The sequence below is a fragment of the Aeromonas salmonicida subsp. salmonicida genome (genome assembly GCF_001643305.1).
Taxonomy (GTDB): domain Bacteria; phylum Pseudomonadota; class Gammaproteobacteria; order Enterobacterales; family Aeromonadaceae; genus Aeromonas; species Aeromonas salmonicida.
The window spans coordinates 58,565-71,497 of sequence record NZ_LSGW01000099.1; the positions used below are offsets into that span (position 1 = coordinate 58,565).

Annotated in this window: 10 protein-coding genes and 1 pseudogene; 7 read left to right on the top strand and 4 right to left on the bottom strand. The window is 55.4% G+C overall.

The window, feature by feature from the left end; translation table 11 throughout:
• Positions 1 to 60: 60 nt before the first annotated feature.
• From creD to blrA, 4 genes and pseudogenes are all read right to left on the bottom strand, one after another.
• Positions 61 to 1,410: a cell envelope integrity protein CreD gene (creD, locus tag AXW79_RS18720; protein ID WP_005319634.1), complete on the bottom strand. Its 1,350-nt coding sequence runs from the start codon at positions 1,408 to 1,410 to the stop codon at positions 61 to 63.
• Positions 1,411 to 1,528: 118 nt separating this feature from the next.
• Positions 1,529 to 2,247, bottom strand: a pseudogene (blaOXA, locus tag AXW79_RS18725) (class D beta-lactamase).
• A gap of 55 nt (positions 2,248 to 2,302) precedes the next feature.
• The gene (gene blrB, locus AXW79_RS18730; RefSeq protein WP_011899258.1) at positions 2,303 to 3,745 is read right to left on the bottom strand and encodes a beta-lactam sensor histidine kinase BlrB; all 1,443 of its coding nucleotides are present in this window, start codon (positions 3,743 to 3,745) and stop codon (positions 2,303 to 2,305) included.
• A 58-nt stretch (positions 3,746 to 3,803) separates the two neighbouring features.
• Positions 3,804 to 4,478 carry a beta-lactam response regulator transcription factor BlrA gene (gene blrA, locus AXW79_RS18735; RefSeq protein WP_005319640.1) on the bottom strand — a complete coding sequence of 225 codons (675 nt, stop codon included), beginning with the start codon at positions 4,476 to 4,478 and terminating at the stop codon, positions 3,804 to 3,806.
• 123 nt (positions 4,479 to 4,601) lie between these two features.
• On the opposite strand from blrA, the gene AXW79_RS18740 reads away from it, so the two are divergent.
• The 7 genes from AXW79_RS18740 to AXW79_RS18765 all read left to right on the top strand — a co-directional run bounded on the left by AXW79_RS18740 (position 4,602) and on the right by AXW79_RS18765 (position 12,920).
• Positions 4,602 to 5,375 carry a DeoR/GlpR family DNA-binding transcription regulator gene (locus AXW79_RS18740; RefSeq protein WP_005319642.1) on the top strand — a complete coding sequence of 258 codons (774 nt, stop codon included), beginning with the start codon at positions 4,602 to 4,604 and terminating at the stop codon, positions 5,373 to 5,375.
• A 58-nt stretch (positions 5,376 to 5,433) separates the two neighbouring features.
• On the top strand, positions 5,434 to 7,266 hold the full coding sequence (gene glmS, locus AXW79_RS18745; protein WP_011899256.1) for a glutamine--fructose-6-phosphate transaminase (isomerizing): 1,833 nt from the start codon (positions 5,434 to 5,436) through the stop codon (positions 7,264 to 7,266).
• A gap of 143 nt (positions 7,267 to 7,409) precedes the next feature.
• On the top strand, positions 7,410 to 8,237 hold the full coding sequence (locus tag AXW79_RS18750) for a heteromeric transposase endonuclease subunit TnsA (RefSeq protein WP_011899255.1): 828 nt from the start codon (positions 7,410 to 7,412) through the stop codon (positions 8,235 to 8,237).
• A complete protein-coding gene (locus AXW79_RS18755; RefSeq protein WP_005319660.1) occupies positions 8,221 to 10,305 on the top strand; it encodes a Mu transposase C-terminal domain-containing protein in 2,085 nt (694 codons plus the stop codon). Before AXW79_RS18750 ends, AXW79_RS18755 begins: the two co-directional genes overlap by 17 nt.
• The gene (locus AXW79_RS23870) at positions 10,306 to 11,292 is read left to right on the top strand and encodes an ATP-binding protein (RefSeq protein WP_227534390.1); all 987 of its coding nucleotides are present in this window, start codon (positions 10,306 to 10,308) and stop codon (positions 11,290 to 11,292) included. It begins immediately after the preceding gene.
• 21 nt (positions 11,293 to 11,313) lie between these two features.
• Positions 11,314 to 11,976, top strand: a complete 663-nt coding sequence (locus AXW79_RS23875) for a hypothetical protein (protein ID WP_227534389.1) — start codon at positions 11,314 to 11,316, stop codon at positions 11,974 to 11,976.
• Positions 11,977 to 11,978: 2 nt separating this feature from the next.
• Complete coding sequence (locus tag AXW79_RS18765) at positions 11,979 to 12,920, top strand: TnsD family Tn7-like transposition protein (protein ID WP_005319662.1); 942 nt, start codon at positions 11,979 to 11,981, stop codon at positions 12,918 to 12,920.
• Positions 12,921 to 12,933: the final 13 nt, after the last annotated feature.

Sequence of the window (12,933 nt, forward strand, 5' to 3'; positions counted from 1 at the left end):
ACCCGATCAATAAAATGCAACCGGCGCCTGATGGCGCCGGTTTTGTTTCTGGCAGATCCCTTATGGTTCGCGGGTTGGTGAGTTGTTGCCCATCACGCGATACCAGTCCAGCTTGCGGGTCAGCATCATGACCAGCGCCAGTATGGCGAACAGCAGCAGGGCGCCGAGCAGCAGGGCTATCTCTTCTGCCTGCAACAGGCCGAACAGTATGGCGTAAACCAGCCCCAGCAAGGCCGCGAAGCCGAGCCCCTGTTTAGGCCCGCCCAGCACATGGCTAAGGTAAAAACCGTTGAGCAGCACGCTGGCGAGACTGGCGATGAGATACGCCCAGCCAAAGCCCAGGTGCTCGGTCAGTGCCAGCAGCACCAGATAGAATATTGCTAGCCCCATGCCCACCAGAGCGTACTGGATCGGGTGTACCCGCAACCCCTTGAGCAGTTCGAACATGAAGAAACTGATGAAGGTGAGGCCGATAAACAGCAGTGCATACTTGGCCGCCCGCTCGTTCAGCTGATAGTGATCCACCGTCTGCACCAGGCTGACGCTGAAGGCGGGCAGATCGCCGCTGACTCCCTTCATCATGCGATTGAAGCGGGTCTCCATGTCGGTGGCAAACCAGCTGGTCTGCCAGCTGGCCTCGAAGCCTTGCTGATCCAAGGTCCGGTTGCCGGGGAGAAAGTCGCCGATGAAGTTGGGGTGAGGCCAGTTGCTACTGAGGTGAAGCTTGCTGTCCTGGCCGAGCGGCACCACTTCGAGGGTGTTCATGCCCTGCAGATTTAGTTCGATATGAAAGACGCCATTGTCGTCCGGCAAGGTATCGAGGGGGGCATGGATACCGGCCAGACCGTCACCCAGCTGGGCACCAGGGGCAAACGGAATGCGCGCTTCCCCCAATTGCAGTTCGGGGACGCTGTTGATACCGCGGGCATCGGACAGCACCAGGCTCAGATAGGGTTTGCCCGCCACCAATGCCGGGTCGGCGCCATCGACGCTCAGATCGGGATCACCGGATACCAGCGTCTTGCCTTCCAGCCGGGTTGGCAGATGCCCGGAGAGGGAGATCCGGGTCTGGTAGACCTGGGCCTGATAGATGCCGAGCTTGCGGGGGGTCACTTCCATGCTGGCCCGCACATCCAGCTGTTCCGGCAGCAGGTAGCGGTAGAGCTGCAGCTTGCGTTCGAAGCGCTTGCCATCCTGCTCCATGATGACGGTGCGGGTGTAAGGCTGCACCACGACCGGCCCGAGTAGCCGCTGCGGTCCGCTGCTGCTGGCCATGATGCTGTGGATGGCCTGACTGCGATAGGCCTGACGCTCCCGGTTCAGCTCCATGATGGATTGCACCGGCACCATCAGCAGCAGGCTGAGCAACAGCAGCAGAAAGATCTTGTGGGTGAATATCTGTTTGACCATGACACGTCTCCTTGTTGACGGGAACAAGTGTGCCGGGCTTGGGTGAAGAGGAGATGGGGCCGTGTGAAGCGGGAGTGAAGGGTGATAAAAAAACCGGCGCCTTGCGCCGGTTCTGGGATCACAGCTTCTTCAGCTGGTCAGGCAGGGCGGCAAACACCTCTTCCTTCGCCTTGAGCGAGGCGAATTGCTTGCCGGGCTTTTGCACGACAGTGTGGACAAAGATGAGCTGCTTGCCCGGTTTGCTGGCCCAGCCGACGAACCAGCCGATCTGCTGATCCCGATTGAGGGTGCCATCCAGCAGCTTGGGGTAGCCCATGCCGGTCTTGCCGTGGATCTGCCAGCCATCGATGTCGGGCTGGCGCAGGATATTGGCCGTGTGCTGCAGTGTCTGTGTGGAGACCGGCAACTTGCCGCTCACCATCTTGCCGAGGAAGCGGGCCTGCTCCTGGGGGCTGATGGCGAGGCTCGAACTGAGCCAGGCCTGGGTCAGACCATCGTGCTTGCCGGGATTGCCCGCAAGATCACGGTTGCCGTAGTCGAAGCGGTCGACATACTGCTGGAAGCGCTCCATCCCCAGCCACTCTGTGAGACGCTGGGAGTACCAGACCACAGAGTAGGTGAGCCAGCGGCTCGGGGTGGTGGTCTCGCGCCAGGCGGGCAACCAGTCATCGTCGCCGGGTTTGAATGGCAGAGCGGGCAGATTTTCATCCACCAGGAAGCCGCTGTCATAACCCATCAGCGCCAGCGGTATCTTGAAGGTGGAGGCGGGTGGCAACTGGCTGGCAGTGAGAATATCAGGCCTGCTGCGAGCAGGCCGGGTAACAGGATCCGGGACATGGGGTCTCCTTGGAGAATGGGACAAAGGGCCGGGAGGCGGCAGCATAGCGCCGCTTTATGTGCCCAATGTGAAGTGTCCGCCTGCTGGCAGCCAGAGTTCGGCCAGCACGCCACCTTCTGGCTGGTTGCAGAGGTTCAGCCGACCACCATGCTGGCGTGCCACTTCTGTGGCAAAACTGAGCCCCAGACCGCTGCTCTTGCCCTTGTCGGGTCTGGGCAGGGAGTAGAAACGCTCGAAGATGCGTGGCAGGGCATAGTCCGGAATGCCGGGGCCCTGATCCCGTACCTGAAAGCGATAGCCGTCTGCATGCATCTCGCCGGTCAATCTGACAGTGCTGCCGGCAGGGGAGAAGTCGAGGGCGTTGTCCAGCAGGTTGCCGAGGGCCTGCTCTACCAGCAGGGGATCCCACTTCTGCTTTGAGGCGTCGGCCAGTTCGGCCACCAAGGTTACCTGACGACGCTGGGCTATGATCTGGCGGGCATCAAGCACCCGCTTGCCCAGTCTGGCGGGTTCGGTTGCCTGGCGATCCAGCCCCTGCCCCGATTCCAGCTTGGCCAGTTGCAGCATGCGTTCTATCAACTGCTGCATGCGGGCTGTTTCCAGATTGATGTTGCCGATGAAACGTCGGGCCACCTCGGGGGGGGGCGCTTCGGCCAGCAGCTCTCCAGCCCCGCGAATGGCGGCCAGCGGGCTTTTGAGTTCGTGGGTCAGGCTGTGTACATAGGATTCGATATAGGCCTTGCCATCGAGCTGACGGCGCATGGTTTCGAGGGAGCGACCGAGTCGCTCCAGCTCCGGGCTGTGGAGTCCCGGCAGAGTGGCGGGCTGGTTGTGACTGACCGCATCGGCGTAGTGCACCAGCTTGCCGATGGCGCGGTTGAGCCACCATGCCAGCAGGGCGCCGATCAGCAGCGAGATGAGCAACAGCATGGCTGCCGCCTGCAATAGCTGGTGTTCGCTGCGCTCTATCATTGGCATCAGAGTGCGGTTGGGTTTGGCGACCGTGAGGGAGCCCAGTATGCACCCCCCTTCACGCAGCGGCGCGGCCACGTGCATGACGGAGCTGGCGGGATCATCCGGATCGCTGCGGGTACTGCGAGCCCCGTACTGGCCGCGCAGGGTACGGTAGACGTCGTTCCAGCGCGAATAGTCCTTGCCCAGATCCACCCCGTCCGAGTCATAGACCACCTTGCCTTTAGCGTCGGTCACATAGATGCGATATTCAGCTTGTTGCTTGAGGTGCCCGTCGATCAGGGCATTGATGGGGCTCTGGTTGAGGCGGGCGAAGGCGCTGGCCAGCCTGCCATCGGCCATTTTTCCTTCCTGCAGATCGTCAAGTGCCAGCGGTGCCAGCATCTGGGCCATGTCAACCAGGGTATCTTCGGTGGCGCTGCGCACCCCGGGTTTTATCTCCTCGACGAAGATCTCCAGCACAAACCAGGCCGCCAGCGCGAAGATCAGCACCAGTCCGCACAGCAGTTGCAGTCCTATTCTCATACCAGTTCTATCCGTTTGTATCCGGGCGCCAGACCATATGCTTGCTGCAGGCCGATCCTCATGCCAGTTCCAGACTGTAGCCCAGCCCGCGATGGGTCAGGATCAGGTTGGCGTCAGCGTCACGTTCCCGCAGCTTGGCGCGAATGGTCTTGATGTGGGTGTCGACGGTGCGATCCAGGCTCTCTTCTGCCCCACTCCACACCAGATCCATCAACTGCTGACGAGAGTAGACCCGCCCAGGTGCCTGCATCAGCGTCTTGAGCAGCAGGTACTCGTAACGGGTGAGGGCCAGCGGTTGGCCGTGAAAGCTGATGCGGGCCCGCTCCTCATCCAGTGCCAGCAATTGGCTTGGTTGGGTGGCGACCGGCTGGCTGCGGCGCAGTATCACTCGTACCCGGGCACACACCTCCCGTGGCGAGAACGGCTTGGCCACATAATCATCGGCGCCAATTTCCAGCCCTATCAGCCTGTCTATCTCCTCGCTGCGGGCGGTGAGAAACATCAGGGGGGTGTCGCAGCGGGCCCGAACCTGCTTGCATAACTCGAAGCCGCTGATATCCGGCAGCCCCACATCCAGGATCAGAAAATCGGGTCGCGTCTGTTCCAGTCGCGTCAACAGCGGCTGGCCAAGGGGAAACCACTCCACTTCGAAACCATCGGTTTGCAGCGCATAGATCAGGGTGTCGGCGATGCTGGCCTCATCTTCCACCAGCCAGATAACTTTTTTTTGCATGGCGTCCTCGTCGCAAATCAGCTGCCCCATTCTGGCATCGAACCAAATCGGATCCTATTTGCTGTTTTACTTTTCCGAAAAAGGCGCTAACATTTCGTAATTCTTTCGAATCGAAACTTAATGATGACCAAACGTAATACTCAGCAGCGCCGTCACACTATAGTGAATCTGGTGCAGGAGCAGGGTGAAGTGAGTGTCGATACCCTCGCCAAGCACTTCTCCACCTCGGAAGTGACCATCCGAAAAGATCTCGCTGTGCTGGAAACCGGTGGCCTGCTGTTGCGTCGTTATGGTGGTGCCGTGCCTCTGCCGAGCGAGATGGTGGTGGACAGCAATCCGGAGCAAGTTTCGAAACGAAAGCTATCCATTGCACGTGCCGCCGCCGAACGGATCCGCGATCACAATCGCGTCATCATCGACAGTGGCAGCACCACCAGCGCCATGATCCCCATGCTGGGCAACAAGCGCGGCCTCATCGTCATGACCAACTCCCTCAATGTGGCCGGTGCCCTGCGCGAGCTGGAGAACGAACCCACTCTGCTGATGACCGGCGGTACCTGGGATCCCCACTCTGAATCCTTTCAGGGTCAGGTGGCGGAGCAGGTGCTGCGCTCCTATGACTTTGACCAGCTGTTCATCGGTGCCGATGGCATAGATCCGGAGCGGGGCACCACCACCTTCAACGAGCTGGTGGGCCTGTCCCGGGTGATGGCAGAGGTATCGCGGGAGGTCATCGTCATGGTCGAGTCAGAGAAGATTGGCCGCAAGATCCCCAATCTGGAGCTGCCCTGGTCGAGCATCCATACCCTGGTGACCGATGAAGGGCTGGCCACCTCGGCCAGAGAACAAATTCAAGCTAGGGGGATCACGCTGATCTGCGCCCCGGTTGTTGGCTGACATTTTTATCTGAACCATCCAAATCAAATTCCGTTTATTACGTCTTGAGGAGAAGTGTATGTGTGGCATCGTCGGGGCCGTCGCCCAACGTGATGTGGCTGAAATCCTGGTAGAAGGCCTGCGCCGTCTGGAATATCGCGGCTACGACTCGGCCGGTGTGGCCGTGTTCAGCGCCAACCAGCCGCTGCAGCGGGTTCGCCGTCTGGGCAAGGTGGCCGAGCTGGCCAAGGCGCTGGAGGAGCAGTCCGTCCATGGTGGAACCGGTATCGCCCATACCCGTTGGGCTACCCATGGCGAGCCGTCCGAGCGCAATGCCCATCCTCACGTCTCCGAGCATATCGTTGTTGTACACAACGGCATCATAGAGAACCACGAAGAGCTGCGTGCCGAGCTGCAGGGGCTGGGTTATGTGTTCAGCTCAGACACCGACACCGAAGTGATCGCCCATCTGGTGCACCACGAACTGAAATCTGCCGACAGCCTGCTGGCCGCCATGCAGATTGCGGTGAAACAGCTGCGCGGTGCTTATGGCACTGTGGTGATGGACAGCCGTGATGACAGCCGCGTGGTCGTGGCTCGTTCCGGCTCCCCGCTGGTGATTGGCCGTGGCATAGGCGAGAACTTCATCGCCTCCGACCAGATGGCATTGCTGCCGGTGACCCGTCGCTTCATCTTCCTGGAAGAGGGTGATGTGGCCGAGGTGACCCGTCGCGATGTGCATATCTTTGATACTCACGGTGATGCCGTGGTGCGCGAGGAGCTGGAGTCCGAACTCTCTCACGATGCCGGTGACAAGGGCGAATACCGTCACTACATGCTCAAGGAGATCTACGAGCAGCCCAAAGCGATTACCAATACCCTGGAAGGTCGTCTGGGTTCGGATCACGTTGTGGTCGAGTCGTTCGGCAACGGCGCCCGCGCCATTTTTGACAAGGTCGAGCACGTCCAGATTGTCGCCTGCGGCACTTCCTACAACTCGGGCATGGTCGCTCGCTACTGGTTCGAAGAGATAGCCGGCGTCTCCTGCGACGTGGAGATCGCCTCCGAGTTCCGCTATCGCAAATCCGTGGTGCGTCCCAACAGCCTGCTGGTGACTCTGTCCCAGAGTGGCGAGACCGCCGATACCCTGGCCGCCCTGCGACTGGCCAAGCAGTCCGGCTACATGAGCTCGCTGGCCATCTGCAACGTGCCGGGTTCCTCTCTGGTGCGTGAATCGGATCTGGCCTTCATGACCCGTGCTGGCGCCGAAATCGGCGTGGCCTCCACCAAGGCATTCACCACCCAGTTGGCCGGTCTGCTGATGCTGGTGGCCTCCGTTGGTCACTGCCGTGGCAACCTGAGTGCCGAAGCCGAGGCCGAGCTGGTCAAGGCGCTGCAAGCACTGCCACTGCGCATCAAGGAAAGTCTGGCGCTGGCCAAGGACATAGAAGCGCTGGCCGAAGAGTTCGCCGACAAGCACCACAGCCTGTTCCTCGGCCGTGGCAGTCAGTACCCCATCGCCATGGAGGGGGCGCTCAAGCTCAAAGAGATCTCCTACATCCATGCCGAAGCCTATGCCGCCGGTGAACTGAAGCACGGCCCGCTGGCGCTGATCGATGCCGAGATGCCCATCATAGTGGTGGCGCCGAACAACGATCTGCTGGAGAAGCTCAAGTCCAACGTGGAAGAGGTGCGGGCTCGTGGCGGTATTCTTTACGTGTTCGCCGATGCGAATGCCGGCTTCAAGAGCGATGCCACCATGCGGGTGATGAGCCTGAACCACGTGGAAGAGATGATAGCCCCCATCGTCTACACAGTGCCGTTGCAGCTGCTCTCCTACCATGTTGCCCTCATCAAGGGTACGGACGTGGATCAGCCACGCAACCTAGCGAAATCCGTAACAGTGGAATAAGTCCTGGTCGGGAATGAAAAAAGATGTATTCGAGTAATAAAGTTGGATGCCAAGTAATATAGTTGGAAACTAAGTAATAAAGTTGAACACCAAAGCCGCCCTAGCTAAGCTTAACTTATGAGCAATGGCTGGGCGGTTTTTTCATGGCTGGGAAAAAGTACGTCAATACTGAGTTGCAGAATCAGAAGTGGCTACGTGAAGGGCGAGGTAGTGGTCATGGTTCTGATTACAAACCATGGTTAACCGTTAGAGACCTATCCTCTCAAGGTCGTTCACATCGTGTCTTTGGCCATAAATCGCAACGAACCCACCATTTGCTGTCAGATCTGGAGTTGGCCGTATTCCTGCTTTTGGAGTGGAGTCGTTCAACGGTAGATATTCGTGAGCAATTTCCTCTTCGGTTGGAAGATACCAAGGCATTGGCTTTGGAGTCCGGGATAGATCACCCATCCGTTCGCGGGGTTCTACAAGTGATGAGTTCAGATTTCCTCGTCAACACCGCAGACGCCAGCCAGCCCAAATTCGCATTGCAAGCCAAGTATGCTGAAGCACTGAGTGATGCCAGAACCATTGAGAAATTGGAGCTGGAACGCCGCTATTGGTTACAAAAGGGTGTTCCCTGGTGGCTGATCACGGAGAAGGACATTCCCAGTGTGGTTACGCAAAACATCAGTTGGATCTATCCGGCACAACGGGATGAGATAGAAATTGATGTTCTGATGGGGCGAGCGGCGTTTTATCAGCATCACTTTCAGAATGATCCAGATAGAAACGTAATTGAGGTAGCCAAGCAGCTGGATACGGCCTATCAGCAACCCATGGGACAATCATTGTTGGAGATTAGACAGCTGCTGGCTCAGCGCTGGTTTCTATTCGACATCTTGACGCCTGTAACCAAGTTGAAAGCCGGGGATTTGCAGTTAGAGAATATTGAGGCGATGTCGGGGGCGTTACGTGTTTCGAATCAATGAAGTTATCAGCGTTGAAGGGATTGCCTACCGCATTCTTGCTGAACAGCTGGATGAAATAGTCTGGATTTCTCTGGATGACGAGGCTGCTTTTCCTTCAGTGATTGCGCGACAGGTATTGCTGGACGCTATCGATAACGAAGTGTTGCAGCGGATCGAAGACCCCTATGCCAAGCTTTACTATGCGCAGCCCGATGAAGGGACAAAGGCAGGAGATCTGCGTGATAAAAATTATCAACTTATTCAACCACTAATATCCAATCCGGAGTGCATGTTTCCTCGAGCAAGGAACAGGGTTGTAAATCAAATTATTGCCACACAGGCTACAACCAAAAAAAATCTTTATCGGCTCATCCGACGTTATTGGCAACGGGGGCAGACGCCGAATGCTCTTTTACCTGATTATAAAAACTCAGGCGCGAGGGGAAAGAAGAGGGTTTCAAAGGGGGGAAAACTTGGTCGTCCCAGACTGATGGTGACGGGGGCCGGAGTCGTCGTTGATGAGCATATAGAACGACTTTTTCGTACTGCTATAGAAAAACACTATCTGGTCAACAATGGTAAATCATTCGTTGAAACTCACAATCGTTTCAAGGGGATGTATCAAAACTATAACCCAAGAGCTCCGGAATCGGAGTTTCCTACAATTTGGCAGATGAAACACTTCTTCAAGAGGGAATACTCCCAGGTTGAAAAACTGCAGAAGAGAATCAGCAAGATAGATTACAACAAGGATATCAAGCCATTACGGGCAACAGCGAACACGCAAGCCCTTGGCCCCGGGTCAAGATATGAGATTGATGCAACGATAGCCGATATCTATCTGGTTTCCGATAGCGACCGACAAAACATTGTGGGTCGACCTATTGTCTATATGGTCATTGATGTGTTTAGCCGCATGGTAGCCGGTTTTTACATCGGTTTTGAGAATCCATCCTATGTGGCAGCAATGCAGACTCTGTCGATGGCCATGACTGACAAGATCAAGTTTTGCCAACAGTTTGGTATAGAGATTGATGAATCTGACTGGCCGGTTGCAGGTATCCCAGATGCCATATTAGCTGATCGGGGCGAATTGCTGGGTTGTCAGATCGAATCTTTGGAAAAAAGCTTCTCTACACGGATTGAGAATACTCCCCCTTTTAGAGGTGATTGCAAAGGCACAGTCGAGCGTTTTTTCAGAACCATACAGGCGGTATTCAAACCTTTTGCTCCCGGAGTTGTATCTGGCACGACAATAAAGAAACGGGGAGGAAAGGATTACCGGTTGGATGCGATGCTTAATATCCATGAGTTCACATCCATCATTCTGTCAGCCATCTTGTTTCACAACCGATACCACGTGCTTGCAACCTATGATCGAGATATCGATATGCCTACCGATTTGCCTATGACGCCATTATCGCTATGGAACTGGGGATTGCAGCATAGGTCTGGGCGGTTACGGATGGTTCCGGAGGATGCTCTCCGGGTTAGTTTGCTGCCGAGAACTCAGGCGACTATCTCACCTCTGGGGCTCCGCGTCTTTGGTGTGTATTACACCTGCCAAGAAATACTCAAAATGGGGTGGTTACATAGGGGCAAGGATGTCTCTAGGCCAGAATCAGTAGAGGTTGCTTATGATCCAGCTGTTGCTGATGTTGTCTATTTGCTTCCTCGACAAAACAGCGCTGAATATTGGGTATGTGGATTAACCGATCGTGCTCGAGAGTTCCGCGGTTGTTCTTTCTGGGATGTATGGTTAATAACCAAACAACAGAAGGTCGTTGTGGCAGAGGGTAAGCTGGTTGCTGATCGTGAGAAGCGAAAAGTTGATGACCTGATTGACTCAAAAATTAAGCAAGCAAAAGCCCACGTGCAAGCTGAAAATTCACCGGAAGCGTCAGATCGTCAACGCATTGCCGCTATTAGGGGTAATCGAGCAAAGGCGAAGGACGAAGAGAGAAAACGCGCTGAGCCGGTTACAAAATCCGAGCCATCAACAGTACCTGCAACCGTGATACCTCTTTCTCCAGGTATGGATGACTATAAGTATCCGGATTATATCGACGAGCTCTTCAAGGACGATTAGATGGTATTACCAGCCAATATGGCCAAGGCCGTCTACAGCGACCCAGGCATAGAACAGTACCGTGGCAATCCTCTGATTGAGGCGTTGCCACCTATAATGACCACACAACAGATAAAGCAGGGGTTAAGCGGCTCCATCAAGTTTGATCCAAAGGATATCTATGTTGACGGCCCTTGGCGTGTTCATGTGATATCCCAGTTACTGGATGATTTTTTTCAACCGATAAGCCGCCACTTACAGTTGGAGTCAAAGTTATCCATTATGATCCGGCAGGGATATGTTGGACGTAATCTTACTGATGGTTCTTTGAATGCACATCTGCAAAATGGTTATGAGCGGGTAATGTCTGGCGAGCTGGATGTTTTTCGGTTCGAGCAGGTTAAATCGACCGCTCGCAGCCTGTCTCTGATCGGGTGCTCTGGATCCGGAAAAAGCAGCACTATCAACCGGATATTGGCAACCTACCCTCAGGTGATCTACCACGAGCAATACAACTTTACCCAGATCGTCTACCTGAAGCTGGATTGCCCTCATGATGGTTCACTGAAAAGCCTGTGTCATCACTTCTTCAGGGCTATCGATGCGGTGCTGCATACTGACTATGAACGCAAGTATGCACTCAAGCGCCATAGTGTTGAGACACTGATGGCCCTGATGAGCCAAATCGCTAACGTGCATGCAATTGGGGTGCTGGTCATCGATGAGATTCAGCATCTGAGCATGAGCCGCTCCGGTGGGGTGGAGAAGATGCTCAACTTCTTTGTCACATTGGTGAATGTGATCGGCTTGCCTGTTGTCATGGTTGGCACACCCAAGGCGAGACCTATCTTTGAAATGGATTTGAGATCGGCAAGGCGCGGAGCCGGTTTGGGGTCATTGCTCTGGGAGCCGATGCAGGCAACAAAGCCCAGTGTGGATCCGGAAACCAACCAGCTCAAACCCACAGAGTGGATGGCCTTTACCGATAAGCTTTGGCAGTTCCAATAGCTGCAACGACGAGAGGAACGCTTGTCCGATGAGGTACGGGATTGCTGGTTTGATCTGTCCCAGGGGGTGCTGGACATAGTGGTAAAACTCTTTGTTCTTGCCCAGTTACGAGCCATTGCCACCCGTATTGAACGGATCACCCCTCAGTTGTTGCGACAGGTTTACGAGGATGAGCTCAAGCCAGTTCATGCCATGTTGGCAGCGTTACGCTCCAGAGATCCTGAGTTAATCGCCAGATATTCGGATCTGAGCATCCCTGATATAGACAAAAAGATCCTGGCGCTGAGTGCCAAGATTGATGAGGCAAAAGCCTCTCAAGATTCACATCAGAACCGTTATGGCGGCAATGAGCAGGCCATCCGCTTGCATAACCTGCTTGTGGGGATGGACTGTCATTCTGCACTGATTGTGCCCTTAATTGAACGCGCTTTTGGCTCCTATCCCAATCTGTCCGTCAGAGAGTTGATGCCGATTGTTCTTGATTGGTACAACCCGGATGAAAAGCCAGAGAAAAAGACTAAGCCCAAGCTTGCTGGCATTCGGCAGAAGGAGTGGCACACGCTGCACTCTGATGACCTGCGTTTCAAATTTTCCCAGTGTGGCAAGGGCAACCTCCTCTACCCTGCATTCAAGAAAGCTGGGCTCACCTTCGATGTGGATGATTGGTTGAGAAGGATGGGTTAGCCATGCTGAACTTTCCGGTCCCCTATCCCGATGAGCTGATTTACAGCTTGGTGGCCAGAGCCGGAATACACCTGGGGTTAACCAGCCCCAAGCAGTTGCTGGATGAGGTTTTTGCAAACCGGCATGTCATTGCAACGGTTGATCTGCCCAATCATCTGGCCCCTCTGGTCCAATTATTACCGGAGAGTATGGGGCTCGATGTCGCTTGTTTGGCTTATCGGCACACGCTATTTCCTCTGTATGCCCCATTTACCACTGAAGAGCGCAGGCGTCACTGTCTTGAGCAGATGGCCGGGGATTCTCAGGGCGCCATTCATCTGATTCTGGGGGTAGCGGCATCCCGAATTAAACAGTCTCACTCCCTGCGCTACTGTCCGCAATGTTTGCAAAATCAGCGCAGCGGCCATGGCGAATACTACTGGCAACGGCAATGGCAGGTGATGGGGGCCGATTGTTGTCTGGTGCATGGTGGTTTACTGGAGGCAAATATTGAGCGCCATGCTTACCATCGCCACCAGTTTGTTGCCGCCTCCCCGTTAGTTTGTCCCTTACTGCCCCAGCCTTTAGCGGATGCGCGTGCCATCCGGATTACTCGACAAGTGATTTCTTTGTTGCAACGGCAACCTGATACTTCGCCCTCGTTTTCTCAATGGAGTGCTTTTTACCATCAGCTCGCTAATTTGGTGGGGTGTGCCAAGGGTAGGTACGTAAAACAGGAGACTATCCACGAGCTTGTAATGGCTCGCTGGCCGGCTGATTGGTTAGAGCAGCATGGATTGATGCTTAATAACGACGATTCGGGTAATTGGTTGCAGGCTATCTTTCGCAAGCACCGAAAATCTTTCAGCTATCTGGAACATATTGTTGTCCTGGACAGCCTGTTGCCTGAGTCTTGGGACATGGCCACAGTGCTGGACGAGGTACAGAGCATTCCAACGGACTGAATCGCCCCCAGTT

What these genes read in the sequence shown, in the direction of transcription:
- glmS (WP_011899256.1), top strand. Translation starts at nt 5,434, where the DNA reads ATGTGTGGCATCGTCGGGGCCGTCGCCCAACGTGATGTGGCTGAAATC.
- AXW79_RS18740 (WP_005319642.1), top strand. Translation starts at nt 4,602, where the DNA reads ATGACCAAACGTAATACTCAGCAGCGCCGTCACACTATAGTGAATCTG.
- creD (WP_005319634.1), bottom strand. Translation starts at nt 1,410, where the DNA reads ATGGTCAAACAGATATTCACCCACAAGATCTTTCTGCTGCTGTTGCTC.
- blrA (WP_005319640.1), bottom strand. Translation starts at nt 4,478, where the DNA reads ATGCAAAAAAAAGTTATCTGGCTGGTGGAAGATGAGGCCAGCATCGCC.
- blrB (WP_011899258.1), bottom strand. Translation starts at nt 3,745, where the DNA reads ATGAGAATAGGACTGCAACTGCTGTGCGGACTGGTGCTGATCTTCGCG.
- AXW79_RS23870 (WP_227534390.1), top strand. Translation starts at nt 10,306, where the DNA reads ATGGTATTACCAGCCAATATGGCCAAGGCCGTCTACAGCGACCCAGGC.
- AXW79_RS18765 (WP_005319662.1), top strand. Translation starts at nt 11,979, where the DNA reads ATGCTGAACTTTCCGGTCCCCTATCCCGATGAGCTGATTTACAGCTTG.
- AXW79_RS18750 (WP_011899255.1), top strand. Translation starts at nt 7,410, where the DNA reads ATGGCTGGGAAAAAGTACGTCAATACTGAGTTGCAGAATCAGAAGTGG.